The 25,878-nt window shown below is 72.7% G+C and carries 22 protein-coding genes; 7 read left to right on the top strand and 15 right to left on the bottom strand.

Translation table 11 applies throughout. The annotated features are described in order from the left end of the window. Positions 1-107: 107 nt before the first annotated feature. The gene (locus tag ACWGJO_RS00635; RefSeq protein WP_359900400.1) at positions 108-707 is read right to left on the bottom strand and encodes an HdeD family acid-resistance protein; all 600 of its coding nucleotides are present in this window, start codon (positions 705-707) and stop codon (positions 108-110) included. A 234-nt stretch (positions 708-941) separates the two neighbouring features. On the opposite strand from ACWGJO_RS00635, the gene ACWGJO_RS00630 reads away from it, so the two are divergent. Further along, positions 942-2,762 carry an NAD-binding protein gene (locus tag ACWGJO_RS00630; RefSeq protein ID WP_452181466.1) on the top strand — a complete coding sequence of 607 codons (1,821 nt, stop codon included), beginning with the start codon at positions 942-944 and terminating at the stop codon, positions 2,760-2,762. Positions 2,763-2,938: 176 nt separating this feature from the next. On the opposite strand, the gene ACWGJO_RS00625 is transcribed toward ACWGJO_RS00630, so the two are convergent. The 5 genes from ACWGJO_RS00625 to ACWGJO_RS00605 all read right to left on the bottom strand — a co-directional run bounded on the left by ACWGJO_RS00625 (position 2,939) and on the right by ACWGJO_RS00605 (position 9,586). Next, positions 2,939-3,718 carry an enoyl-CoA hydratase gene (locus ACWGJO_RS00625; RefSeq protein WP_452177698.1) on the bottom strand — a complete coding sequence of 260 codons (780 nt, stop codon included), beginning with the start codon at positions 3,716-3,718 and terminating at the stop codon, positions 2,939-2,941. Positions 3,719-3,860: 142 nt separating this feature from the next. Beyond that, positions 3,861-6,632, bottom strand: a complete 2,772-nt coding sequence (gene aceE, locus ACWGJO_RS00620; protein ID WP_452181465.1) for a pyruvate dehydrogenase (acetyl-transferring), homodimeric type — start codon at positions 6,630-6,632, stop codon at positions 3,861-3,863. Between the two features lie 143 nt (positions 6,633-6,775). Next, positions 6,776-7,501: a GntR family transcriptional regulator gene (locus tag ACWGJO_RS00615; protein ID WP_452181464.1), complete on the bottom strand. Its 726-nt coding sequence runs from the start codon at positions 7,499-7,501 to the stop codon at positions 6,776-6,778. Between the two features lie 54 nt (positions 7,502-7,555). Then, positions 7,556-8,641: an enoyl-CoA hydratase/isomerase family protein gene (locus ACWGJO_RS00610; protein ID WP_452181463.1), complete on the bottom strand. Its 1,086-nt coding sequence runs from the start codon at positions 8,639-8,641 to the stop codon at positions 7,556-7,558. A gap of 276 nt (positions 8,642-8,917) precedes the next feature. Continuing rightward, complete coding sequence (locus ACWGJO_RS00605; protein WP_452181462.1) at positions 8,918-9,586, bottom strand: TetR/AcrR family transcriptional regulator; 669 nt, start codon at positions 9,584-9,586, stop codon at positions 8,918-8,920. Between the two features lie 97 nt (positions 9,587-9,683). On the opposite strand from ACWGJO_RS00605, the gene ACWGJO_RS00600 reads away from it, so the two are divergent. Next, positions 9,684-10,463, top strand: a complete 780-nt coding sequence (locus tag ACWGJO_RS00600; protein WP_452181461.1) for an SDR family oxidoreductase — start codon at positions 9,684-9,686, stop codon at positions 10,461-10,463. Between the two features lie 143 nt (positions 10,464-10,606). Here the strand turns inward: ACWGJO_RS00600 and fahA are convergent, their stop codons facing one another. The 5 genes from fahA to ACWGJO_RS00575 all read right to left on the bottom strand — a co-directional run bounded on the left by fahA (position 10,607) and on the right by ACWGJO_RS00575 (position 16,918). Then, the gene (gene fahA, locus ACWGJO_RS00595; RefSeq protein ID WP_452181460.1) at positions 10,607-11,839 is read right to left on the bottom strand and encodes a fumarylacetoacetase; all 1,233 of its coding nucleotides are present in this window, start codon (positions 11,837-11,839) and stop codon (positions 10,607-10,609) included. Further along, positions 11,836-12,762: a hypothetical protein gene (locus ACWGJO_RS00590; RefSeq protein ID WP_452181459.1), complete on the bottom strand. Its 927-nt coding sequence runs from the start codon at positions 12,760-12,762 to the stop codon at positions 11,836-11,838. Before ACWGJO_RS00590 ends, fahA begins: the two co-directional genes overlap by 4 nt. Further along, on the bottom strand, positions 12,759-13,961 hold the full coding sequence (locus ACWGJO_RS00585) for a homogentisate 1,2-dioxygenase (RefSeq protein WP_359900419.1): 1,203 nt from the start codon (positions 13,959-13,961) through the stop codon (positions 12,759-12,761). Before ACWGJO_RS00585 ends, ACWGJO_RS00590 begins: the two co-directional genes overlap by 4 nt. 149 nt (positions 13,962-14,110) lie before the next feature. After that, the gene (gene hppD / locus ACWGJO_RS00580) at positions 14,111-15,325 is read right to left on the bottom strand and encodes a 4-hydroxyphenylpyruvate dioxygenase (RefSeq protein WP_359900421.1); all 1,215 of its coding nucleotides are present in this window, start codon (positions 15,323-15,325) and stop codon (positions 14,111-14,113) included. Between the two features lie 231 nt (positions 15,326-15,556). Further along, complete coding sequence (locus ACWGJO_RS00575; RefSeq protein ID WP_452181458.1) at positions 15,557-16,918, bottom strand: phosphoribosyltransferase family protein; 1,362 nt, start codon at positions 16,916-16,918, stop codon at positions 15,557-15,559. A 398-nt stretch (positions 16,919-17,316) separates the two neighbouring features. Here ACWGJO_RS00575 and ACWGJO_RS00570 point away from each other — a divergent pair, with 398 nt between their 5' ends. From ACWGJO_RS00570 to ACWGJO_RS00555, 4 genes are all read left to right on the top strand, one after another. After that, the gene (locus ACWGJO_RS00570) at positions 17,317-17,709 is read left to right on the top strand and encodes a hypothetical protein (RefSeq protein ID WP_452181457.1); all 393 of its coding nucleotides are present in this window, start codon (positions 17,317-17,319) and stop codon (positions 17,707-17,709) included. Then, positions 17,706-18,116 (top strand): pirin family protein, encoded by a 411-nt coding sequence (locus tag ACWGJO_RS00565; RefSeq protein WP_359900427.1) that lies wholly within the window; start codon positions 17,706-17,708, stop codon positions 18,114-18,116. The genes ACWGJO_RS00570 and ACWGJO_RS00565 overlap by 4 nt, the downstream gene beginning before the upstream one ends. A 102-nt stretch (positions 18,117-18,218) precedes the next feature. Next, positions 18,219-18,884, top strand: a complete 666-nt coding sequence (locus ACWGJO_RS00560; protein ID WP_452181456.1) for a hypothetical protein — start codon at positions 18,219-18,221, stop codon at positions 18,882-18,884. A 294-nt stretch (positions 18,885-19,178) separates the two neighbouring features. Next, positions 19,179-19,871, top strand: a complete 693-nt coding sequence (locus ACWGJO_RS00555; RefSeq protein ID WP_452181455.1) for a response regulator — start codon at positions 19,179-19,181, stop codon at positions 19,869-19,871. 98 nt (positions 19,872-19,969) lie between these two features. On the opposite strand, the gene ACWGJO_RS00550 is transcribed toward ACWGJO_RS00555, so the two are convergent. Further along, positions 19,970-21,685, bottom strand: a complete 1,716-nt coding sequence (locus ACWGJO_RS00550) for an acyl-CoA dehydrogenase family protein (protein WP_452181454.1) — start codon at positions 21,683-21,685, stop codon at positions 19,970-19,972. Between the two features lie 121 nt (positions 21,686-21,806). Continuing rightward, positions 21,807-22,379 (bottom strand): PadR family transcriptional regulator, encoded by a 573-nt coding sequence (locus tag ACWGJO_RS00545; protein WP_380348343.1) that lies wholly within the window; start codon positions 22,377-22,379, stop codon positions 21,807-21,809. A 185-nt stretch (positions 22,380-22,564) separates the two neighbouring features. Here ACWGJO_RS00545 and ACWGJO_RS00540 point away from each other — a divergent pair, with 185 nt between their 5' ends. Then, positions 22,565-23,038: an SPW repeat protein gene (locus ACWGJO_RS00540; RefSeq protein ID WP_359900437.1), complete on the top strand. Its 474-nt coding sequence runs from the start codon at positions 22,565-22,567 to the stop codon at positions 23,036-23,038. 187 nt (positions 23,039-23,225) lie between these two features. On the opposite strand, the gene ACWGJO_RS00535 is transcribed toward ACWGJO_RS00540, so the two are convergent. Beyond that, positions 23,226-24,632, bottom strand: a complete 1,407-nt coding sequence (locus tag ACWGJO_RS00535; RefSeq protein WP_359900439.1) for a class II fumarate hydratase — start codon at positions 24,630-24,632, stop codon at positions 23,226-23,228. A gap of 191 nt (positions 24,633-24,823) precedes the next feature. Further along, the gene (locus tag ACWGJO_RS00530) at positions 24,824-25,657 is read right to left on the bottom strand and encodes a carbon-nitrogen hydrolase family protein (RefSeq protein ID WP_452181453.1); all 834 of its coding nucleotides are present in this window, start codon (positions 25,655-25,657) and stop codon (positions 24,824-24,826) included. Positions 25,658-25,878: the final 221 nt, after the last annotated feature.

Raw genomic sequence — 25,878 nt, 5'->3', positions numbered from 1 at the left:
GCCCCCACGCCGGCCCGGGCCCGCCCCCCCCCCCCCGGCCCCGCCCCCCCCGCCCCGCGGCGGGGCCGGCCCCCGCGGCCACCCCCCCACACGGCACCGGACGGAGGTCAGACCCCCGAGGGGATCTGCTTGGCCCGGCCGCGGACCTGGATCGCCGTCACGATCTCGACCAGACCCAGGATCACCAGCCAGCAGCCTGCCAGCACGGCCAGCGCGGTGATCGACCCGACCGGCCACACCATCAGCAGTACGCCGGCCAGGGTGTTGGCCGCGCCCGCGAAGGCCTGCCAGCCGCGGGCGGGCATCAGCGGGTCGGAGATCGCGGCGGCGAGCTGGGTGATGCCGCGGAACAGCCAGCCGATCCCGATCCAGATCGCGAGCAGCAGCAGTGACTGCGCCGCGCTGCGGAAGCAGAGCAGGCCCAGCAGGACGCAGATCGCACCGCTGATGAAGGCCAGCACCCGCAGCGCCGCGGTGGAGTGGGTGCCGAACGCGGCGATCAGCTGCACGATGCCGATCACCAGCAGGTAGAGGCCGAACAGCACGCCCACCACCAGGAGCGTCTCCTCGGGCCACGCGAAGACCACGATCCCGAGGGCGAGCGAGGCGAGTCCGGCGACCAGCAGGACCTGCCAGGCGGCCTTGGCGAGCAGTCCGAGCGGGCCCTGGACCGGGCTGCCGTCGGGGGTGATGATCGGAGGGGCCACAGTGGCGTACTCCTCGGGCTGACGCCGGGCGACGGGTGACCGGTGACCGGTGTCCTGCCTGGTCGTGTGACGCAGAACGGGTGGGGTCGGGTCGGCCGGCTGACGGGCAGGGAACGAACCCCAGCATCTCCGCGCCACGGTCGGACCGCGCGTCGGATACGGCCGTTCGGGGGATTCGCCGCGGTCGCCGGAACGTCACCCTCCGGACACTTCCCGTCGATATCATCCGGCGGTATGACTTCTGAAGGGTGGGGGACCCCTCCGGTCGAGCCGATCAGCCAGCACTACATCGTCTGCGGGGGCAATGCGCTGGCCCATCGACTGATCCTGGAACTCGTCGAGCACTACGAGGTCCCGGTCGTCGTCCTGGTCGCCGACCGGACCCGCGACCACGCGCCGCAGATCGAGCAGCTGTCCGGCGTCGCGGCGGTCGTGGAGTACGCCGGCATCACCGAGGAGGCGCTGCGCGCGGTGTCCATCGGCACCGCGCGCGGTCTCGCCCTGGTCGAGGGGAGCGACCAGGAGAACATCCACGCCGCGCTCAGCGCCCAGAACCACAACCCGGACATCCGCATCGTGTTCCGGATGTTCAACCAACGGCTCGGCGAGAACATCGAACGGCTGCTCAAGAACGGTGCCGCGCTCTCCGGTTCCGCCAACGCCGCCCCGGCCTTCGCCTCCGCGGCGCTCGGACGTCCCAACTCGGTCGAGATCGAAGGGCGTTACCTGCACATCGCGTTCGACGACGACATCACCTCCGACCGGATCTGCGTGGTCGCCGACCAGATCGACCGGCAGGACCTCGGCAGGATCCGACTGCTGCCCGAGCAGCAGGGCGACTCGGCCGAATTCGTCCGGCTCGCCAGTGAGTTCGGCGACGACGGGCCGATCCGACCCGGAGGCGTTCGGCGTGAACCGGAGCCCGCGGCCGACCCCGACCAGGAGGAGGAGCCGGGCGGCAGGGCTGCGCTCCAGGTGCTGCGGATCGAACCCCGGGAGCCGATCGACTGGAAGCGACGGCTGCGCTGGCGGCTGCTCGACACCATGCGCTTCTTCACCAGCGCCCGGATGCGGCTGGTGCTGCTCACCGCCCTCGCGGCGGTGTTGCTGGCCTTCGGGGTGCTCTGGTACCTCAACCGGAACTTCGGCTGGACCGTCTACATCGCGCTGCTCGACCTGGCCGGCGCGGCCCAGCCGGACCAGCTCTCCGACATCTCCTCCGGGACGGGCACCGGCGGGTTCTGGCAGCGGGTCGCACAGGTGGTGATCACCATCTGCGGGATCACCTTCGCGCCGGTGGCCACCGCGATCGCGGTGGAGGTCCTGGGCTCCGGGCGGCGCGGGCAGCCGCGCAACCCCGGGGCGGGCACCCGGGACCACGTGATCGTCGTCGGCCTCGGCAACGTCGGAACCCGCGTCGCGATCCAACTGCACGACATGGGCGTGCCGGTGGTCTGCATGGAGCGGGACCCGCAGGCCCGCGGCATCGCCGCCGTCCGGGCACTGGGGATCCCGGTGGTGATGGGCGACGGTCCGTTCGAGCAGCAGTTGCGCCGGGCCCGGCTGAAGCACAGCCGGGCGCTGGTCGCCGTCAGCGGGGACGACGCCACCAACCTGGAGGCTGCCCTGGAGGCGCGCCACGGCAATCCCGACGTCCGGGTGGTGGTGCGGCTGTTCGAGGACGACTTCGCCAGTCACTTCTACAAGACGCTGGACAACGCGGCCTCCCGGTCGGTGTCCTACCTGGCCGCACCGGCCTTCGCGGCGGCGCTGATGGGGCGCGAGGTGCGCGGGACGCTGTCGGTGCTCCGGCACGTGCTGCTGATCGCCGAGTTGAAGGTGGAGGACGGCAGCGGGCTGATCGGGCTGAACCGGCACGACCTGGAGGACCCGGGCGGCGTCCGGGTGATCGCCGTGCGCTTCGCCCACGGCGGGCAGCTGCTGTGGAACTTCCCGGACCGCACCCGGCAGCTCGCCCCGGGCGACGAGATCGTGGTCGCCGCCACCCGCAGTGGGCTCGCCCGGCTGAACACGGTGGCGGTGGAGGAGGACTGAGCGCGGCGGCCGGTCGCGAACGGCCTGCCTTCGGCGAACAGGCGGCGGCCCGCGGAGGACGGATGACAGCCGACGGCTTTCAGTGGACAGAGTTCAGCGGACAGATTTCATCATCTGAAACCTGTCCGCTGTTCGTCGTCCGCGGCCTGTTGTCGCCTGCCGGACGTCCTCCGTTGTCAGCGGTTCTGGAACTCCGGCGGGCGCTTCTCGGCGAAGGCCGCCATGCCCTCCTTCTGGTCCGCCGTGGCGAAGGCCGCGTGGAAGAGCCGGCGCTCGAAGCGCACGCCCTCGGCGAGCGTCGTCTCGAAGGCGCGGTTGACGCTCTCCTTCATCATGATCGCGGCCGGGGTGGACATCGCCGCGATCGTCTCGGCGGTGGCGAGCGCCTCGGCGAGCAGCTGGTCCGCCGGGACGATCCGGGAGACCAGTCCGGCCCGCTCGGCCTCCTCGGCGCCCATCATCCGCCCGGTCAGGCACAGCTCCATGGCCTTCGCCTTGCCGACCGCCCGGGTCAGCCGCTGCGAGCCGCCGATGCCGGGGATCACCCCGAGCTTGATTTCCGGCTGTCCGAACTTCGCGGTGTCCGCCGCCAGCAGGATGTCGCACAGCATCGCCAGCTCGCAGCCGCCGCCCAGTGCGAACCCGGCCACCGCCGCGACCACCGGCTTGCGCACGGCGCCGAGCCGGTCCCACGGACCCAGCCAGTCGTCCAGGTAGACGTCCGGGAACCGGTTGCCCTGCATCTCCTTGATGTCGGCGCCGGCCGCGAAGGCCTTCTCCGAGCCGGTGATCACCAGACAGCCGATCTCCGGGTCCCGGTCGAAGGCGGTCGCGGCGGCGACCACCTCGTTCATGAGCCGGGTGTTCAGCGCGTTGAGCGCCTTGGGCCGGTTGAGCGTGATCAGCCCCACCCGGCCCTTGCGCTCGACCAGGATCGTCTCGTAGGTCTCGGTCATCGCCGTCGACTCCCATTTCCGCTGCTCGGCGCCCGTGGGCGCGCCCTGACCACCCAACGATCTACGACGCGCCCCGCCTCGCGCCAGTCTTGGTATGCGAGACGCCGGTCACCAGGCGGTGGAGCGGGCGGACACCGAGCCGTCAGAAGCGGACGCCGTAACGTTCCGCCGCCCGCCGTACTGTCTCCGCCTCGACCTCGCCCCGGCGGGCCAGTGCGGCCAGCGCCGCGACCGTCACCGACTCGGCGTCCACCCCGAAGTGTCGCCGCGCCGCCGTACGGCTGTCCGAGAGGCCGAAGCCGTCGGTGCCCAGCGAGGTCCAGTCCTGTTCCACCCAGGGGCTGATCTGGTCCGGCACCGCGCGCATCCAGTCGCTGACCGCCAGCACCGGCCCGGGTGCCCCGGCCAGCGCCCGGGTCACATAGGGGACGTGGGCCGCCCCGTCGGTGCCGGCCGCCGCCCGCGCCAGGTTGGCCGCGTCGCAGTCCAGCGCCTCGCGGCGCAGTTCCGTCCAGGAGGGGGCGGACCAGACGTCGGCCGCGACGCCCCACTCCTCGCCGAGCAGCCGCTGCGCCTCCAGCGCCCAGCGCACGGCGGTGCCGGAGGCGAGCAGCTGAAGCCGCGGCGGGTCGGCGGGCAGGGCGGGGGACAGGGCGGCGTCTGCCGTGCGGTAGCGGTAGAGGCCGTGCAGGATGCCGTCCGCGACCTCCTCGCCGGCCGGGAGCGCAGGCTGCCGGAGCGGCTCGTTGTAGACGGTGAGGTAGTAGAACACGTCCTCGCCATGGGGGTGTTGCGCGCTGCTGCCGTACATCCGGCGCAGGCCCTCGCGGACGATCACGGCCACCTCGTAGCCGAACGCCGGGTCGTAGCAGAGCGCGGCCGGGTTGGTGGAGGCGATCAACTGGGAGTGTCCGTCTGCGTGTTGCAGTCCTTCGCCGGTCATGGTGGTGCGTCCGGCGGTGGCGCCGATCAGGAAGCCGCGGCCCAACTGGTCGGCCAGCGCCCACATCTGGTCGGCGGTGCGCTGCCAGCCGAACATCGAGTAGAAGATGTAGAACGGGACGACCGGCTCGCCGTGGGTCGCGTACGCGGTCGCGGCGGCGGTCAGCGAGGCCATCGAACCGGCCTCGGTGATGCCCTCGTTGAGGATCTGGCCGGTCGCCGACTCCTTGTAGTGGAGCAGTTGGTCGCGGTCGACCGGGTCGTAGGTCTGCCCGAGCGGGGAGTAGATCCCGGCGGTCGGGAAGAGCGACTCCATGCCGAAGGTGCGCGCCTCGTCCGGGACGATCGGCACCCACCGGTGGCCGGTCGCCTTGTCGCGCATCAGGTCCTTGACCAGCCGGACGAAGGCCATGGTGGTGGCGATCTCCTGGCTGCCGGAGCCCTTGAACAGCGTTTCGAAGGGCTTCGCGGGCGGGGTGGGCAGCGGGGCGAAGCGCACCCGGCGGGCGGGTACCGGTCCGCCCAGTGCGGCGCGGCGCTCGCGCAGGTAGCGGGCCTCCGGCGAGTCCGGGCCGGGATGGGCGTACGGGGGCAGTTCGCCGGCCAACGCGCTGTCCGGGATCGGGAGTTCGAGCAGGTCGCGCATGGCCCGGAACTCCGCGCCGGAGAGCTTCTTCATCTGGTGGTTGGCATTGCGGGACTCGAAGCCGGGGCCGAGTGTCCAGCCCTTGACGGTCTGCACCAGCACCACCGTGGGTGCGCCCCGGTGCTCCAGTGCCGCGCGGTAGGCCGCGTACACCTTGCGCGGCTCGTGGCCGCCCCGGGAGGTGGCGACGGTCTCGATCAGCCGCCGGTCGTCCAGGGTGTCGGCGAGCAGCCGCAGTTCGGGCGAGCCGTGGAAGAGGTGCTCGCGGACGTAACCGGCGTCCGAGGCGGCATAGGTCTGGAACTGCCCGTCCGGCACCTCGCCCAGCCGGCGGACCAGCGCACCCGTGGTGTCGCGGGCCAGCAGCTCGTCCCAGGCCTCGCCCCACAGCGACTTGACCACGTTCCAGCCGGCCGCCCGGAACCGGCGCTCCAGCTCCTGCACGATCTTGCCGTTGCCGCGCACCGGCCCGTCCAGGCGCTGCAGGTTGCAGTTGACCACGAAGGTGAGGTTGTCCAGGTTCTCCCGGGCGGCCAGCGCGAGCGCGGCGGTTGACTCGGGTTCGTCCATCTCGCCGTCGCCGAGGAAGGCCCACACGTGCGAGCCGGAGGTGTCCTTGATCCCGCGTGCGCCCAAGTACCGGTTGAACCGGGCCTGGTGGATCGCCGAGAGCGGCCCGAGGCCCATCGATACGGTCGGGAACTCCCAGAACCAGGGCAGCCTGCGCGGGTGCGGGTAGGAGGGCAGGCCGTCGCCGTCGGCCTCCTGGCGGAAGCGGTCCAGCTGGGCCTCGGAGATCCGGCCCTCCAGGAACGCGCGGGCGTAGACGCCGGGGGCGGCGTGGCCCTGGACGTACAGCTGGTCGCCGGAGCCGTCGGCCTCCTTGCCGCGGAAGAAGTGCTGGAAGCCGACCTCGTACAGCCAGGCAGCGGAGGCGTAGGTGGCCATGTGCCCGCCCAGGCCGCCGCGGTGGTTGCCCCTGGTCACCATGGCGGCGGCGTTCCAGCGGTTCCAGGCGGTGATCCGGCGCTCCATCTCCTCGTCGCCGGGGAACTCCGGTTCGGCGGCGGTGGGGATGGTGTTGACGTACGGGGTGTCCAGCAGCGGAGGGACGTCGAGCCGCTGCAGTTCGGCGTGCTCGACGAGGCGGCGCAGCAGGTGGGCGGCGCGGTTCGGGCCGCCGACGTCGCGGGCGGCGTCGAGGGACGCGCGCCACTCCGCGATCTCCTCGGGGTCTTGGTCGGGAAGCTGGTCGAGCTGGGACACGGGTGGTTCCCCTTCGTCGGTGCGCTTCAGAGGTTCATATTCCGGGATGCGGAATAGCATTCCTCTCTATGGAACTACTTGGACGGTAGAGAGCGAGGAGGTGGCGCGTCAATCGCTACTGGTTGGTAGTTTGAGCGATGATCGATCATCTCTGTGCGAACTTTATGTGAGCGCGATGAGCCGGCACCCCGACGAGGGCGGGCTCAGTCGGAGCGCCGGCCTTCCTCGCGCCGGGCGTCCTCGTGCCGGCCGTCCTCGTGCCGGCCGTCCTCGCGCCGGGCGTACTCCAGGACGTGCTCGGCCAGCAGCCGCCCGACCGCCGGGTCCTGCCGCCGGAAGGCCTCGATCAGCGGCCGGTGGTCGGCGGCGTTCTCGTGCAGCTCCGGCCGGACCTCGTGCAGCGACAGCACCGTCCACACCTCGATCCCGAGGCCCTCCCAGGTCCGCAGCAGAGTCCCGTTGCCCGAGGCGGCCACGATCTCGCGGTGGAAGGCCACGCCGTGCCGGGCCCGGCCGAGCGCGTCGCCCGCCGCCGCGGCCGCCGCCATCCGCTCGGCGTGCCGCTCCAGGGCGGTGGTGTCCCCGGCCAGCCGGACCACCGCCGACTCGGCGGCCAACCGCTCCAGCGCGGCCCGCACCTGGTAGACCTCGCGAAGCTCGGCCGGGCCGATCTCGCGCACCCGCACGCCCCGGTTGGGCTCGGCGTCGAGCAGCCCGAGCGTCTGGAGTGCGCGCAGCGCCTCGCGGACCGGCGCCTGGCTGACGTTCAACTCGGCGGCCAGGCGCCGCTCGACGATCCGGTCCCCGGGCTGCCAGCGGCCGTTCAGCAGGCCCTCCAGCAGCAGCCCGCGCACCTGCTCACCCAGCGGCACCCGGGACAGTGGGTCAGTGTCCCCGGCCGGGGTCGGCGGCGGGACCGGGTGGTTCATGACGGGCTCCAGACGTGCCGGTGGAGGGGGGAGGACATGGAGGCGTGACGGGGTTCAGGCCAGGCCCAGCTCGTCGCCCTCGCGCGGGGCGAAGAAGCGGGCGACGTCCGCCTCCGTCACCTCGGCGAGTGTGCCGGGCTTCCAGCGGGGGTTGCGGTCCTTGTCGACCACCTGCGCACGGATGCCCTCGACCATGTCGTGGCCCTCCAGTACGGCGCAGGAGATCCGGTACTCCTGGTCGAGCACGGCCTCCAGCGAACGGAGTGTGCGGGCGCGGCGCAGCGCGGCCAGGGTGGTCTTGACGGCGGTGGGGGAGTTCGCCAGGACGGCGACGGCGGCCTCCTTCGCCTCCGGGACACCGGAGTTCAGCAGCCGGTCGACGATCTCCTCGACCGTGTCGGCCGCGTAGCAGGCGTCGATCCAGGTGCGCCGGTCGGCCAGTGCGGCGGGCGGTGCGGGCTCGGTGTGCGCGGCGACGAGGGCGGCGACGAGGGTGGCGACCTCGGTGCTGCTGCTCCCGCTCGCCGCGGCGGTGCCCCGGCTCAGGGCGTCGAGCAGGTCCGGGATGCGCGCCGAGGGCACGAAGTGGTCCGCGAATCCGCAGAGCAGGGCGTCGCCCGGGCCCATCGAGGCGGCGGTGAGCCCGAGGTGGGTGCCCAACTCGCCCGGCGCGTGGGCGAGCAGCCGGCTGCCGCCGACGTCCGGGGCGATGCCGATCCGGGTCTCGGGCATCGCGACGGTGGACCGCTCGGTCACGATCCGCACCGCGCCGTGGGCGGAGACGCCGACGCCGCCGCCCATGGTGATGCCGTCCATTACCGCGACGTACGGCTTCGGGTAGCGGGCGATCAGGGCGTTCAGCCGGTACTCGTCGCGGAAGAACGCCCGGGTGCCTGCTCCGCCCGCCTTGGCGTCGTCGTGCATCGCGCGGATGTCGCCGCCCGCGCACAGTCCGCGCTCGCCCGCGCCGGTCAGGACGACGGCGCGTATCCGGTCGTCCCCGGCCCAGCAGTCCAGGGCGGTGCGCAGGGCGGTGACCATGCCGTGGGTCAGCGAGTTGAGCGCCCTCGGGCGGTTCAGCACGAGCCGTCCGACGCCGCCGTCCAGGAAGGCCTGGACCTCCGTCACCTCTGCGCTCATCGGGCCCGCTCCCGTCCCTCGGTGATGTCGACGCCGTTCGGTGTCCGCCGGGCCCGGTCGCGGGCCGTCGGCGTCCCGCCCGTCGGCGTCCGTTGCCGTTGCCGTCGTCCGCCGTTCGTTCCCGTCGGAATCCTGGCGTCCACCGTACCGGGGGTCGGGAGGTGTCCCGATCACCGGGCCGGGCCGGGCCGGGCCGGGGCGGGGCGGGGCAGGGCAGGGCGAACAAGGTTGGGCAGGGAGGTTCGGGGCGCGCGGCCGGGAGGCAGGGGCCGGGGTTCAGGGCCAGGCGCGCAGGGCGAGTTCGGCGGTGCGGGCCAGGTCGGCGGCGGTGGCGCCGTCCCGGGCCTGCTGGGACATGCCCTGGAGGACCGTGCCGAGGTACCCCGCCAGCGCCTTCGGATCGGCGTCGGGCGGCAGTTCGCCGTCCTGCCGGGCCTGGTGCAGCCGGGTCTCGAAGGTCCGCAGGTTCGCGTTGCGCAGCTCGCGCAGCAGTTCCTGGACGCCGGCGTCCTGCGGGGCGACGTTGGTGGCGGCGGAGATCACCAGGCAGCCGGCCGGATGGGACGGGTCGGGGTAGATGGCGGCGGCCTCGCGCAGGATACGGGCGAAGGCGCCGTACGCGGTGGGTTCCTCGGTCAGCGCGACGGTCGCGAACGCGCCGACGGGGGAGCGGCCGTACTGGCGGACCACCTCCTCGAACAGTGAGCGCTTGTCGCCGAAAGCCGCGTACAGGCTGCCGGGGCGGATGCCCATGGCGGTGGTGAGGTCGGAGACGGAGGTGGCGTCGTAGCCGAGCTGCCAGAACAGCCGGGTGGCCGCGGCCAGGGCCTCGGCGCGGTCGAAGGCCGGTGGGCGGCCGCGCCGGGGGCGGGGTGGGGCGTCGGTTGCCGCGCCTTCGGGCGCCGCCTTCGCGGGTGTCCCGGTCGTCTGCTGTGCCTCGCTCATGCCCCAGATTTTAGAGCAGTCGCTCAAGAAGTGTGTGCTAGCGTCTTTCTTGAGCGATGACTCAACAATCATCGGACGCAGCGAGAGGGGCACGGCCATGGGTGCGGGCACGTACGGGCTTCAGGGCAAGGTGGCGCTGGTCACGGGCGGCAGCAGGGGGATCGGCCGGGCCATCGCCCGGCGGCTCGGGCGGGACGGAGCCACCGTCGCCGTCGGCTACGCCCGGGACGGGGCCGCGGCGGAGGAGGTGGTGGCGGGCATCCGGGCCGACGGCGGGCGGGCGTTCGCGCTGCGCGCCGAACTCGGCCGGCACGGCGACGCGGCCGCGCTCTGGGCGGCCTTCGACGCCGGGATCGGAGCGCACGCTCCGGACGGCGGCGTCGACATTATCGTGAACAACGCCGGGATCGGGCGCAGTTCGGACCTCGAAGCGCTGACCGAGGAGGGCTTCGACGAGGTGTTCGCGGTCAACGTCCGGGCGCCGTTCTTCGTGGTGCAGCACGGACTGAAGCGGCTGCGGGACGGCGGCCGGATCATCAACGTCTCCAGTGGGGCCGCCCGCTTGGCGATGCCCGAGATCATCGCCTACGGCGCGACCAAGGGGGCGCTGGACACCTTCACCCTCAACCTCGCCAAGCAGCTCGGCCCGCGCGGGATCACCGTGAACTCGGTCGCGCCCGGCATCGTGGACACCGACGTCAACGCCGGCTGGCTGCGGGGCAACCCGGAGGCGGAGGCGTACGCGGCCTCGGCGGCCGCGCTCGGCAGGGTCGGGCAGCCGGAGGACATCGCGGACATCGTCGCCTTCCTCGCCTCCGACGACGCTCGTTGGGTGACCGGGCGGGTCGTCGACGCCACGGGCGGAGCCGGGCTCTAGACGGGGGTGGGCGAACGGGAAACGGATAACAGCTGACAGATGATGAAATCTGTCAGCTGTTATCCGTCATCCGTGCTCCGTCATCGGTGATCTGTTGTCCGTGGTCGGGTTCGGCGTGGCTCCCCGGCCTCCGGTTCGGGTCCTCAGCCCCGAACCCGCCCGGTGACCTCGCCGAACCCGACCACGGTGCCGTCCGGCCCGGGCGCGGTGGCGGTGATGGTCACCTCGTCGCCGTCCTCCAGGAACGTCCGGGTCGTCCCGTCCGGGAGCTTCAGCGGCTCCTCGCCGTTCCAGGTCAGCTCGATCAGCGCGCCCCGGGTGTCCCGCTCCGGCCCGCTGACCGTGCCGGAGGCGAACAGGTCGCCGGTGCGCAGCGAAGCGCCGTTGACGGTCATGTGGGTCAGCTGCTGCTGCGCCGTCCAGTACATGGTGGCGAACGGCGGCCGGGAGACCGGGTGCCCGTTCAGCCGGACCTCCATCGCCAGGTCCAGGCCCCACGGCTCGCCGCCCCGGTCGTCCAGGTACGCCAGTGGCTCGACGTCGCGCTCCGGCGGCGTGACCCGGGCGTGCTCCAGGGCCTCCAGCGGGACGATCCACGGCGAGATCGAGGTCGCGAAGGACTTGCCGAGGAACGGGCCGAGCGGCACGTACTCCCAGGCCTGGATGTCGCGCGCCGACCAGTCGTTGAGCAGGCAGACGCCGAACACGTGCTCGCGGAAGTCGTCCAGCACGACCGGGCGGCCCAGCTCCGACGGCGCGCCGACGACGAAGCCGACCTCGGCCTCGATGTCGAGCCGGCGCGACGGCCCGAAGGTCGGCGCGGCGTCGGCGGGCGCCTTGCGCTGCCCGGACGGCCGCACCACCGGCGTGCCGGAGACCACGACCGTGCCCGCCCGCCCGTGGTAACCGATCGGCAGGTGCTTCCAGTTGGGGGTGAGCGGCTCCGAGCCCGGGCGGAAGATCCGGCCCAGGTTGGTGGCGTGGTGCTCCGAGGCGTAGAAGTCGACGTAGTCGGCGACCTCGAACGGCAGGTGCAGCTCCACCTCGCCGGCCGGCAGCAGCGACGGCGACAGCGCTTCGCGGAAGGACTCGTCGGTGAGCCAGGTGGTGAGGTCCGCCCGTACCCGGGTCCAGGCCGGACGCCCCGCCGCCATCAGCGGGTTGAGCGAGTCCGCGTCCAGCAGCGCCGACGGCGCGCCGGCCGCGCGGGCGGCCGCCCCGGCGTCCAGCACGAAGTCCCCGACGCGCACGCCGATCCGGCGCCTCCCGGGCCGGTCGGCGGCGGTGAAGACGCCGTACGGCAGGTTGTGCACGCCGAACGGCGAGTCCTGGGCGCTGGCGAGCCAGCTGCTGGGGCTGCTGGGGGTGGTGCTCAACGGTCCTCCTGGTGCAGTGGACTGGGCGACGACAGCAGGCCGAGCGCGGCCAGGTCGCCCAGGGGCTCGGCGATGCTACAGGTGCCGAACGCGGTGAACGAGTTGCGGATCACCGTAACCTGACGGTCCGTCAGTGAACGCACCGCCTTGGCCAGCACCTCGCCGTCACGCTCCGCCAGCACCGCCGCGGCCGCCGTCCGGTCGGTCTCCTGCGCGGCCAGCAGCACGTTCAGGAAGCCGTGGTGCTCGAACCCGGTCTCCGGGTCGGTGTGCCGGACGGCGTTGTGCAGCCCGGCCGTGCACTTGTACGGCAGCCCGCGCCGCGCGCAGCCGGTGAGGAAGGCGGCCAGCTCGTCCTCGTCCGGGAACGCCTCGGCCGCCAGCCCGCCGGTGCGGAACTTCGCCCGGTACGGGCTGTCCACCAGCACGTCCAGGACGGCGTCCAGCCCGTCCCCGCGCAGGAGTTCGCGCGGCAGCTCGACGGCGGCCGGGATGTCCGGTGGCAGCAGCCGGTCCAGCGCGGCCACCGCCTCGGCGGCGTCCCGGGTGGCCAGCTCGACGCCGGCCAGCTCGAACGGCGCGGCGGCGGCGAGCGCCGGGGCGAGTTCGGTGCTGCCCCCCGGCAGCACCAGCCCGACCTTGAGCGGCCGGCCGCCCGCCGCCACCGAGTCGTCCGCCCCCGCTGCGCGCCCCTGGATTGCGGCGGTCTCCGGGGAGTTCGCGACCGCCGCGGCCAACTCGCCCAGCCGACCCGCCCCGCAGAGGAGCGGGCCGACCGCCTCGGCGTACCAGGCCGCGCGGTGCAGCCGGTGCGCGGGCACCGCGTCGACGACCGGCAGGTTCCCCGGCGGGAACACCGCCGCGTCGTCGAACAGCCCGTGGAACAGCTCGGGGATCACGCCCCCCGGCGGCAGCGTGTTCATCGCCCGGGCCCCCGACCGGCCCAGGTCCAGGCGTAGTTCGCGTCCTCACTGGCCCGGCCGCCCTCGCCCAGCTCCAGGGGGCGGAAGGTGTCCACCATGACGGCCAGCTCGTCGAAGAACTCCGCGCCGATGCTGCGCTCGTACGCCCCGGGCTGCGGACCGTGGGTGTGCCCGCCCGGGTGCAGCGAGATCGAGCCCTGGCCGATGCCGGACCCCTTGCGGGCCGCGTAGTCGCCGCCGCAGTAGAACATGACCTCGTCGCTGTCCACGTTGGCGTGGTAGTACGGCACCGGGATCGCCAGCGGGTGGTAGTCCACCTTGCGCGGAACGAAGTTGCAGATCACGAAGCCGTTGCCCTCGAAGACCTGGTGGGCCGGCGGCGGCTGGTGGATCCGGCCGGTGATCGGCTCGAAGTCCTTGATGTTGAAGGCGTACGGGTACAGGCAGCCGTCCCAGCCGACCACGTCGAAGGGGTGGTGCGGCACGGTGTAGCGGGTGCCCGCGACCCCGTTCGGGCCACGGTGCTTGACCAGCACGTCGACGTCCCCGGGGGCGTCGACGACCAGCGGGCCGACCGGTCCGCGGAAGTCCCGCTCGCAGTACGGCGCGTGCTCCAGTAGCTGCCCGTACTTCGACAGGTAGCGCTTGACCGGGGTGATGTGGCTGTTCGCCTCGATGCAGTACGCGCGCAGCGGCTCGTCCCCGGCCGGCACCCAGCGGTGGGTGGTGGCGCGCGGGATGATCACGTAGTCGCCCTGGCCGACCTCGATCGAGCCGAACACCGTCTCGACCGTGCCGGAGCCGGACTCCACGTACACGCACTCGTCGCCGAGCCCGTTGCGGTAGAGCTCGCTCGGGGCCCCGGCGGCGACGTACGAGATCCGCACGTCGCCGTTGCCGAGGACCAGCCGCCGGCTGCCGACGACGTCCGCGGACTTCCAGTCCTGGTCCGCGAACAGCTCGTGCAGCTTGAGGTGCCGGGGGAGGAGCGGGTGGTTGGGCACCGTGGACTGGTCCGGCAGCTCCCAGGGCACCGCGTTGACCACCGCCGAGGGGATGCCCCGGTGGTAGAGCAGCGAGGAATCCGAGGAGAACCCCTCCTCGCCCATCAACTCCTCGTAGTACAGCCCGCCTTCGGGAGTGCGGTGCTGGGTGTGCCGCTTGGGCGGGATGCTGCCCAGCTGCCGGTAGTACGCCATCTCCGTGGTCCTCCTCGACCGTCTGGCAGAGATCCGTGTTCGTCAGAGCTCGTCGGAGCCCGCCGAAGGCCCGCTCGTCGGAGCCGGCCGGAAGCCGGCCCGTCGGAGGCCGGCCCGTCGGGAACCGGCTCGCCGGAGCCGTCGGACGCTCACAGGTTGCCGCGTCGGTCCTGCTCGCGCTCGATGGACTCGAAGAGCGCCTTGAAGTTGCCCTTGCCGAAGCCGAGCGAACCGTGCCGCTCGATGAACTCGTAGAAGACGGTGGGGCGGTCGCCGACCGGCTTGGTGAAGATCTGCAGCAGGTAGCCGTCCTCGTCGCGGTCGACCAGGATGCCGCGCTTCTTCAGCTCCTCGATCGGCACGCGCACCTTGCCGATCCGCTCGCGCAGCTCCGGGTCGTCGTAGTACGCGTCGGGAGTGTTGAGGAACTCCACGCCGCGCGAGCGCAGCACGTCGACGGTGGTGAGGATGTCGTTGGTGGCGAGCGCCATGTGCTGGCAGCCGGGGCCGGTGTAGAACTCCAGGTACTCGTCGATCTGGGACTTCTTCTTGGCGACGGCCGGCTCGTTGAGCGGGAACTTCACCCGGTGGTTGCCGCTGGCGACGACCTTGGACATCAGCGCGGAGTACTCGGTGGCGATGTCGTCGCCGACGAACTCGGCCATGTTCACGAAGCCCATGACGCGGTTGTAGAACGACACCCACTCGTCCATCCGGCCGAGCTCGACGTTGCCGACGGCGTGGTCGAGGGCCTGGAAGAGGCGCTTGGGCGAACCCTCGGGGTGGGTCACCCTGCTCGCCGCGACGACGTAGCCCGGCAGGTACGGGCCGTGGTAGCGGGACCGGTCGATCAGGGTGTGGCGGGTCTCGCCGTAGGTGGCGATGGCCGCGCGGCGCACGGTGCCGTTCTCGTCCGAGACGTCGTTCGGCTCCTCCAGCACGGTGGCGCCGGACGCGCGGGCGTGCTCGATGCACTTGTCCACGTCCGGGACCTCCAGGGCGAGGTCGACGACGCCGTCGCCGTGGCGGCGGTGGTGGTCCAGCAGCGGGCTGCCCGGCTGGACACCGCCCTTGATCACGAAGCGGCAGGAACCGGAGCGGAGCACGTACGCCTTGCGGTCCCGACGGCCGGTCTCCGGGCCGGAGTAGGCGACCAGCTCCATGCCGAAGACGACCTGGTAGAAATGGGCCGTCTGGGTGGCGTTGCCGACCACGAAGACGACCGCGTCCTGGGCCGTCACGGGGAACGGGTCGGCGGCGGCGTCGTGCTCGACGAGGCCGACGAGGCGGCGCAGCTGGTCGGCGTCAAGACCGGCCTCGCGCTCCTCGGGGGTCAGCTCAAGGGCGTGGGTCTGCGGGGTCATCGCTCGTTCCTCCACTTCGGGCCTCGCCGTCGAGGCTTCCGCTGGATCGCGACCGCACCGCGTACGGGTGGGCGGTGTGGTTGCGGAGAGCTTGCTCCTGTCGGGATGGTTGGGCAACAGGTCGGATTTTGACTGCTCAATGTGTACAAGCTGATCAGAAAATCCCGCTGTCGGCTGCGCAAAATGTGCTGCTGACCGGGGACGATGCCCGAAGTCTGCGCAATGGGACGGTCACGTACTTCCGGGGCCGACGGGACGGGGGAGGTGGCGGAGGAACCAGTCCGAGGCCAGCTCGGCGACCCGGTCCAGCGTCCCCGGTTCCTCGAACAGGTGGCTCGCGTGCGGCACCACGGCGAGCCCGGTCTCGCAGCGCAGCCGACTCCGGGCCCGCCGGTTGAGGTCGAGCACGGTGGGATCCAGGGAGCCGACGACGAGCAGCGTCGGAGCGCGGACCCGGGCCAGCGTGTCGGGCGCGGCGAGGTCCGGGCGACCGCCCCGGGAGACCACGGCGCGTACCGCCGGGCCCAGCTGGGCGGCGGTGTGCAGCGCGGCCGCGGCGCCGGTGCTCGCGCCGAACAGCCCGAGCGGCAGGCCCAGGGTCTCGGGCACGGCGGCGTCCGGGCCGTCCTGTGCCGCGCCCAGCCGCCGGGCGACGGCGGTCAGCCGGCCGCCCAGCAGCGCCACGTCGAACACGTTCCGCCGGTCGGGCTCCTCGGCCTCGGTGAGCAGGTCGAACAGCAGCGTGGCCAGCCCGGTGCGGTTCAGGTACTCGGCGACGTGCCGGTTGCGCGGGCTGTGCCGGCCGCTGCCGCTGCCGTGCGCGAAGACGACGACCCCGCGCGCGCCGGCCGGGACGGTCAGCCGGCCCGCGAGGCGGACCCCGGCGACGGGCAGCAGCAGCTCGCGGTCGACCCCGGCGGAGGCCGAGGGTTGGTCGCCGCCGGCCTCGGTCAGCAGCCGCAGCACCTCCTCGTCCCCGGTCTGCGTGAAGTCGGCGTAGAACTCGCCGATCGCGTAGAACGGGGACGGCGTGCCGACGCAGACCAGCTCGTCGGCGACCTCGTCGAGCCGCTCGGCCCAGTCCGCGGGCGCGACCGGCACCGCCAGCACCACCCGGGCCGCGCCCCGCTCCCGGACGATCCGGCAGGCCGCCCGGGCGGTGGACCCGGTGGCGATGCCGTCGTCCACCACGATCACCATGCGTCCGCGCAGATCGGCGGGCGGCCGGTCGCCCCGGTAGCGGCGGGCCCGGCGCGCCAGCTCGGCGCGCTCGCGCCGCTCCACCTCGGCCAGTTGCTCGTCGGTGACCGCGGAGAACCGGATGACCTGGTCGTTCAGCACCCGGACGCCGCCCTCGCCGATCGCCCCCATGCCGAGCTCCGGCTGATGGGGCACGCCGAGCTTGCGGATCACGCAGATGTCCAGCGGCGCGCCGAGCACTGCGGCGACCTCGGCGGCCACCGGCACGCCGCCCCTCGGCAGCGCCACGATCACGGTGTCGGGGCCGGCCAGGTGGCCCAGGCGGGCGGCCAGCCGACGGCCCGCCTCGGTGCGGTCGGCGAAGCGGGTGAAGTGGGTTCCGGTGACGTGCATGACACGGCCTCCGGTTCCACCGTACGTCGTTCCGGTCGGTGCGGGGCGTTCGCGGGGCGTTCGCGGGCGGGGGCGTCCGGGTGCGTGCGCAGGTCACCGCGCGAGGCGGCGCGCGGGGGGCGGGAACCGGTCCGGACCAGGACGGGAGCAGGACAGGAGCAGGACGGAATCGCGGGTCCGGACGGTGGGCGGGGACCGCAGGTGGGGCGGGCCGGGACGGTGTCGGGATCGGACCGGGATCCAGGTCGGGATCGGGCCGGGAACCGGGGCGGGATCAGGCCGGGATCGGATCGGGAGCCGGACGGGACGACACCCCCGTGTGGCCGGGACAGCGGGCGGCGCACCGTGGATCGCAGAGGCGGACCGCAGAGCCCGCCCGCGACCGGAAGGAGCCCGTCATGTCGGGCACCGTCATCACCGACCTGCGCCGCCGAGGTGCCGTCGACCCCGGCCGCCTGCTCGCCGGTCCGCTGCGCGGTGTCGGCCTGCAACGACTCGACCCGGGCCACCGCACCGAGCTGGCCGCCGACGGCATCGAGCACGCGATCTACGTCACCGCCGGCTCCGGGCTCGCCGAACCGCCCGAGGGCGCCGTGCACCCGGACCACCCGGAGCGCGCCGACGCCGGCCTGCCGCTGGTCGAGGGCACCGCGGTCGTGCTGCCGCTCGGTTCGCGGACCGTCCTGACCGCCGGGACGGCCGGGCTGGAGTACTTCCACGCCCTGCTCACCGTCCCCGCCCCCGCCGTCCACCGCACCGAAGCCTCTCCCGAAGAAGGTGACCCCAGGTGATCGTCACCACCGACACCGGCGCGGCCATGGTCGTCATCGGCCCGAACGGCGAGCGCGTACGGATCCGCTCCCTCGCCCGGAGCCCGATGCTCGCCAGCGCCTGCGAGGCCTTCGACCACCTGCGGCTGAGCCCGGGCGCCCACCACGTCCTCCCGGGCCGGCCCGACACCGAGACCGTCCTGCACGTGCTGCGCGGCGCCGCCGTCGTCGGCCGACTGTCCGACGAGCCGGATCACTTGGCCTCCGAGGGAGACCTGCTGCTGGCCCGCCGCGGCCGCGCCCTGCACCTGGAAGCCGGGCCGCTCGGCGCGGAACTGCTCTGCCTGACGCTCGCCGTTCCCCGGCACACCGCCGGCACCCGGGCCGCCCTGGCCCGGCGCCGTGCCGCCCGCCGCGACCGGCCCTGACCCGGGCCGGCCGGCGCCGACAGGCCCTGACCCGGCCTGGGCGGCGCTGACCGGTGCTGCCAATCCTGCCTGTCCTCCAGTTCCCCTCGGAGGTGACCACTCGTGATCCTCGTCCCCGCTGCCGTCCCCCGCACCGCGCCCGCGTTCCAGCGGCTGATCGACCCGGAGCAGCGGCCGGCCGTCCGCGCCGGACTCACCGTCGAGGCGCTGCCGCCGGGCGTCCGGATCGAGCAACTCCCGTACGAATCGGTCGAGTCGGTGACTGTGGTGCTCTCCGGGCGGCTGTTCGCGGCCGGCCGGATCCTCTCCCCGGGCGAGGCGCTGCACCACCGCCCCGGAACCTCCTGCCGGATCTCCGCCGTCCGCGGCACGCCGACCACCGTGCTCACGGTCAGGCCCGTTCCGCCCCGGGCCGTCATTCCGGCCCAGCGGTCGGACTCCGCGCCCGCCGCGAGCCGGCGGCAGGTGGAGGTGGGCACCGCACGGCTCGACCCGTGCGGAACCTGCGGACCGTACATGGACCGCGCCGCCGACGCCTTCCTGGTGGTCCTCACCGGGGCCGCGGCCTTCCTCGGAGAGCTGGGTGAAGTCCTCTTGCTCTCCGGCGACTTGGTCTACGTCCGGGCGGGGGAGCGGTACGGCCTGCGGGCCGGCGGGCGCGGACCGGTCACCGCCGTACTGGGCCGCGTCGGCGCACCCGGCGCCGCTCTGGGGCCGGAATGGGAGGGCCGGCCCGTGCGCTCGGGGCAGACCGGTCCGCAGGGTTGAGACCGGAGCGATCGACCGTGATCGGTCACTCGAAAGGAATGCCGACGGGCCGGCGTCCGCGAGTGCGGACGCCGGCCCGCAGCGTGTACCGGGTGAGGATCCGGTTTCGACGACCCGGTGTCCCGGGTGGCCGGGGCCCGGTCTCGAATCCCGTCCCGACGTGAGCCGGAGCGGGCGGGCCCCGGCTCCTCCCGGCCCGTCCCGGCCCCGACACGCTGAGGACTTCACGAGCATGTCACGGAAAGTCACGCGATCGCCGCTGATAGTGTCGGCCGGGTGGATGAAGAACAGCCGTTGGCACCTGTGGGTCCGGGTGGCACTCCGGCCGTCCGTGTGCTGATCGTCGACGACCACCCCCTCTTCCGGGAGGGGCTCAAGGCGGCGCTGGAGAGCGCCGAGGGTGTCCTCGTGGTAGCCGAGGCCGAGCGGGTCGCCGATGTTCCGGAGGCGGTCGCCCGGTACCGCCCGACCGTGGTGATCATGGACCTCTCGCTGCCCGACGGCTCCGGGCTGGAGGCCGTCCGGCAGCTCGCCACCCAGGAGGCGCCGCCGCCGGTGCTGATGCTGACCATGTCGGACGACGACGGAAACCTGCTCGCGGCCCTCCAGGCGGGCGCGCGCGGCTACCTGGTCAAGGGAGCGGGGCGGGAGGAGGTGCTGCACGCGGTGCGGACGGTCGCGGCGGGCGGCGCGGTGTTCGGCGGCGAGGTGGCGGGACGGATCACCGCCCTGCTGGCCGGGGCGAAGATGCGCGAGGCGGGACAGCTCTTCCCCGAACTCACCGCCCGCGAGGCCGAGGTGCTGGACCTGGTCGCGCGCGGGCTGGACAACCGGCGAATCGCCCGGGAGCTGGTGGTCGCGGAGAAGACCGTCCGCAACCACATCACCCACATCTTCGAGAAGCTGCACGTCGCGACGCGCGCCGAGGCGGTCGCCCGGGCCCGCGACATGGGCCTCGGCGACGACCGGACCACCCCGGAGAGGTGAACCGGGTGTCGTGAGCGGGGAGCTGTGAACCGGGGGTGCCGGTCCGCCGACCGGCACCCCCGGAGTCCTGCCGTCCCCGCCCTACGGCTGCGTCCCGCTCACGGCCGCATCTCGTACGCGCCGGAGAGCGACTCGACCTGCGTCCACACCCGCGCGTCCCGCGCCGGGTCGGCGACCGGGCGACGCACGTTCGCGAGTGCCCAGGCCGCCTGCTGCTCGGTGGCCGAGGCCTTGCCGTGCAGCTCGGTGGCGTGCGCGGAGAAGTCGCGGACCAACGCGTCGAAGACCCGGTCCAGCACGTCGCCGCCGTGCTCGGAGGCGGCCAGGCCGGTCAGCTCGGCCTGCTCCAGCACCAGCTGGCCGTAGACGATCAGCGCGAACAGCTGGCCGATCTCCAGCAGGAAGTCCAGGTCGGCCTGCTGCTCCTTGCTCGGCGCGTTCTGGAGCAGCAACTCGCAGAAGCCGTCGGCCTGTTCGCGGAAGCGGGCGACATTGGGCAGCTCGGCGTGGCGGTCGTAGGCGGTGCGCCAGTCGTGGAAGCGGATCGCGCCGAGGCCGCGGGCCGGGCCCTGCCGGAACAGGAAGGCGTCGTCGGCGGCATCCACGCGGCTCGGCACCGGGGCGTAGTCGGCCGGGGCGAACAGGTAGTTGCCCATGAACTTGAGGATCAGCGCCAGGTTGACGTGGACGGTGCCCTCCAGCTTCGGCAGGCCGCGGATGTCCTTCGCGGCCTTGTCGAAGTAGGTGTCCGCCTCGAAGCCCTTGGCGGCGATGACGTCCCACATCAGGTCGATGACCTTCTCGCCCTCGGTGGTGACCTTCATCTTGGTCATCGGGTTGAACAGCAGGTAGCGGCGGTCCTCGGGGGAGGCGCTGCGGAAGTAGTCCACCGCCCGGGCGCTGAACAGCTTCATCGCCACCAGGCGGACGTAGGCGTCGGTCAACTCCCGCTTGACGTGCGGGAAGTCGGTGACCCGCTTGCCGTACAGCACCCGGTTGTGGGCGTGCGTGACGGCCTCGTACATCGCGTGCTCGCAGATGCCGATCGAGGCGGTGCAGAGGTTGAACTTGCCGACGTTCACGGTGTTGAGCGCGGCGTCGAAGGCGGCCTGGCCGGTGTGCAGCACGTCCTCGGCGCGCACCGGGTAGTCCTCCAGGCGGAACTCGCTGACGTACATCTGCGCGTTCACCACATTCTTGACCAGGTGGTACGCGTCGTGGCGGCTGTCGGCGGCGAAGAAGACGTAGCCCTCCGGGCCCTCGACGTCCGATCGGCGGCCGAACACCGAGACCAGGCCGGCCACGTTGCCGTTGCCGATGTAGTACTTCGAGCCGGTAGCGGTGAAGCCGCCCTCGCCGTCCGGGGTGAGGATCATGTCGGTGGAGTAGATGTCGGCGCCGTGGGTGCGCTCGGAGAGGCCGAAGGCCATCACGTGACCGTCCGCGAGGAGCTGGGCGGCGCGGGCGCGGACAGCCTCGTTCTCGCTCTGCCAGACCGGGCCGAGGCCCAGGATGGTGACCTGCCAGGTGTACCAGTAACCGAGGCCGTAGAAGCCGAGGATCTCGTTCAGCTCGGCGATCCGCGCGGTGTCCCAGCGCTTGTCGGGGTCGGCCGCGGCGGGGGTCAGGAACTCCGCGAAGAGGCCATCCTTCGCGGCGAAGTCCAGGAAGTCGGCGTACCAGCTGCGGTCGATGTAGGTGTCGATCAGCGCCTTCTTGCCGCGGGACTCGAACCAGTCCACCGTCGCGCGCAGCAGTCGGCGGGTCGGCTCGTCGAACTGTGCGGGGTCGTAGCTGCGCGGGTTGAAGAGCATCGAGGGGCTCCTGGGGGTCGAGGGTGTGAAGAGGGCGGGTGACAGGAGTCGGGTGACAGATTTCAAACTCTGTTGGTTGTCATCCGTCGGCCGTCATCTGTCAGTCGTCAGTCGTCAGTCGTCAGTCGTCATCCGTCGGCCGCCGTCCGCCGTCGGCGGAGAGGCGGCGCAGGGTGGCGAGCACGTCGTCGAGCCAGGCGAGGGTCATCCGCTCGTACTCGATGCCGCCGCGCAGCACCACGTGCTGCAGTTGCTCGTGCGCATCGAGTGCGGTGGTGTCGGGGAAGTCACGCTGCTCGCCGTGCAGGTATCGGGCGAGCAGGGCGGCATGGCTCTCGCGGTGTCGTTCCACCTCGGAGACCAGCGCGGCCGGGTCGTCGAAGGCGGCGGCCCGGATCTTGACCGCGAGTTCGTGCCGGACGGTCTCCGGCTCGACCGGTTCGCGCAGCCAGCCGGCCAGCGCGGCCCGTCCGGCCCCGGCTGCCGAGTAGACCTTCTTGTCCGGGCGCCCGTCCTGGGGGACCTCCTGCGCGGCCACCCAGCCGTCCGCCTCCATCCGCCGCAGCACCCGGTAGATCTGCTGGTGGGTGGCGGTCCAGAAGCGTCCGATCGAGCGGTCGAAGCGCCGGGCCAGCTCGTAGCCGGAGCCGGGCTGCTCCAGCAGCGAGACGAGGATCGCGTGCTCCAGTGCCATGGCCCGCATCCTGCTATGCAACGAGTTGCATAGGCAATGGCGGCCCGGACGGTTGAGACGCAGGTCACCGGCGTGACCGGATGGTTATCGGTCATTCCGGACTAAAGGGTGCAAAACATTGGATAAGCGCCAGAATGGGTACGGGGCAAGCGCCTTACCGGTTCCGACCACAGGAGGTGGTATCGGTGGCAACCCATATCCCGACGACGGGCATGGAGCACCATCCGGACATCGTCGAACTCCGCGAACGCTACGAGCGGGTCACCTCGACCCCCCGTGCCCAGGGTGTCGAAGCCCTGGCCGTCCTGGCCGGTCTCTTCCTGGCGGCATCGCCATGGATCGTCGGCTTCACCGCGTACAGCACTCTGACCGTGACCTGCCTGATCGTGGGTCTGGCCTACACGGCCCTGATGGCCGGCTACGGATCGGCCTACGAACGCACCCACGCCCGGGCCTGGGCGGCCGCTGCGCTCGGTGTCTGGACGATCATCTCTCCGTGGGTCGTCTCCGGGTCCGTCGCGCACGGCAAGAACATCGTGACCTGCATCATCGTGGGCGCCGTGATGTTCCTGCTCGGCCTCGCGGCGATCTCGATGGCGACCATGACGTCGAACGGGGCGTCGATGCGGCGCGGCCGGGCCGGCCGCGCGAAGGGCTGATCTTCCCCGCAGCCCGTGACCGGGGCGCGGAGGGCGCGAGTGCCCCCCGCGCCCCGGCGCGAGCCCGAGGCGTGAACCCAGGGCACGCGCCCGAGGCGTGACCCGGGCGCGGGCCCGGCACGCTCCGACCCGACTCCGACCCGACTCCGACCCGACTCGGACCCGACTCCGACCCGACTCCGACCCGCTACGGGTGGGTCATCCGCAGCACGTCCAGAGCCTCGTCCAGCTGCTCCTCGGTGAGCCTGCCCTGCTCGACGTAGCCGCGCTCCAGAACCACCTGACGGATCGTCTTGCGTTCGGCCAGCGACTGCTTGGCGACCTTCGCGGCCTCCTCGTATCCGATGTAGCGGTTCAGCGGGGTCACCACCGAGGGCGAGGACTCCGCGTACTCCCGCGCCCGGTCCACGTTGGCGGTGATGCCGTCCACCGTCCGGTCGGCCAGCAGCCGGGCGCTGTTGGCGAGCAGCCGCACCGACTCCAGGACGTTGCGGGCGATCACCGGGAGCATCACGTTCAGCTCGAAGTTGCCGCTCGCGCCCGCCAGCGTGACCGTCGCGTCGTTGCCCACCACCTGGGCGGCGACCATCAGCACCACCTCGGGCAGCACCGGGTTCACCTTGCCCGGCATGATCGACGAACCGGGCTGGAGGTCCGGCAGGTTGATCTCGCCGAGCCCGGTGCGCGGACCGGAGCCCATCCACCGCAGGTCGTTCGCGATCTTCGTGAAGCCCACCGCCACCGTGCGCAGCTGACCGCTCAACTCGACCAGGGCGTCCCGCGCCCCCTGCGCCTCGAAGTGGTTCCTGGCCTCGGTCAACGGCAGGTCGGTGGCGCGGGCGACCTCCGCGATGACGGCCGCCGGGAAACCGGGCGGGGTGTTGATGCCGGTGCCCACAGCCGTCCCGCCGAGAGGAAGTTCGGCCACCCGGGGCAGGGTGGCCAGCAGCCGCTCCCGCCCGTGCCGCACCTGGGCCGCGTAGCCTCCGAACTCCTGGCCGAGCGTGACGGGCGTGGCGTCCATCAGGTGGGTGCGGCCCGACTTGACCACCCGGGCGAACTCGGCGGCCTTGCGCTCCAGCGACTCCGCGAGGTGCTCCAGCGCCGGGACCAGGTCATGGGTGACGGCGGCGGTCGCGGCGATGTGGATCGAGGACGGGAAGACGTCGTTGGACGACTGGCTGGCGTTGACGTGGTCGTTCGGATGGACCGGTCGGCCCAACCGCTCCCCGGCCAGGGTGGCGATCACCTCGTTGGTGTTCATGTTGGACGAGGTGCCTGAGCCGGTCTGGAACACGTCCACTGGGAACTGGTCGTCCCAGCGCCCCTCCGCGACCTCCTCGGCGGCGGCCGCGATCGCCTCCGCCGTCTCCTCGTCCAGCACCCCGAGCCGGGCGTTCACCCGGGCCGCGGCGGCCTTGATCCGGGCCAGTGCGGCGATGTGCGCCCGCTCCAGCCGCTGGCCGGACACCGGGAAGTTCTCCACCGCCCGCTGCGTCTGCGCCTGCCACTTCGCGTCGGCCGGCACCCGGACCTCGCCCATCGAGTCGTGCTCGATCCGGTACTCCTGCGCCTTCTCCTGCTCGCCACCCATCGCGCGCTGCACCTCCTGTACGGGCCCGACCGGCCCGGAACGGATCTTCGGTCAGCACAGCCGCGAACGAGGCCCGGGTATTTCCGGTCGGGGTGATCCGGTTCCGTTCCGTCCGTCCGTTCCGTTCCGTTTCCGTGTGGGGCCGGGTGCCCGCAGCCGGTGCGGCCCGGGTTCCGGCCCCGGCTCGGCTCCTACCGGCGGGGCAGCTCGGCGCGGACCAGCTCGCCCGGGTCGGTACCGGCCTGGGCGACGAGCTCGCCGCCCGGGGCCCAGACACCGGAGCCGCCCGAGCTCTCCGGGTACTCGCCGGTCGCCCCGGCACAGGTCGCGAGCACGCACCACACCCCGTGGGCGGCGGCCCGGTCGCGGACGTGGCCGTCCCGGCGCTCCGCCTGGGCGGTGCCGGGCCCGTAGAGGGTGGAGGCGACGTAGGCGTCGATGCCGAGCGCGGCGGTCTCCTCGGCGTGCGCCGGGTCGGCGGCGTCCGCGCAGACGGCGAGGCCGAGCCGCAGGCCGTCCAGCTCCAGGACGACGGGCTTCCCGCCGGGGGCGAAGCGCTCGACCTCGGCGCCGTGCAGGCGCATCTTCCGGTAGACGACCTCGGCGCCCTGCCCGGTGACCACCAGCGTGGCGATGGACTCGCGCCCGTCGGTCTCGGTGACGGGTGCCCCGACCAGGGCGACGGCGCCGGTCGCGGCGCAGGCGGCCACCAGCGGCGCGAGCCGGGAGTCCGCCGGGTCGACGGCCGGTGCGGTCAGGTCGTAGCCGGTCAGCGACAACTCGGGGAACACCACCAGCCGGGTGCCCGCCTTCCGCACCGCCTCGGCGTGCAGGGCGACGTTCTCGGACACGGTGTCCGGACGGCCGGCGGCGGCGCAGACGGGCTGGGCGACGGCGACGGTCAGGGCTCCGCGGGCGGGCGGGTTCGCGGACGGGGCGGAGGCCGAGTCCGCAGCCGAGTCCGGTCGCGAGTCCGCGGGCGAGTTGGCGCGCGAGGACTCGGGCGAGGGCGTGGACGAGGGCATGGCGAAGCCTCCGGCGGGTGGGGTGGGGTGGGGTGATCGTGATCAACCGTGACCGTGATCAACCTATGCGCCCGTCGAGGACGTGGGCAACGGCGCCGGGACGAGGAGCGGTGCAGGTGGACGGGGCGCCCGGGGCCGATCGGGCCGATCTCACTCGAAGGAGTGAGATCCCCGGCGGGCGCTTCAAACTGCCGTGCGCCCCTTCATACGCTCCAGACCGG

This window comes from Kitasatospora sp. NPDC054795 (assembly GCF_053611565.1).
This window is presented reverse-complemented; position numbering and strand designations above follow the sequence as displayed.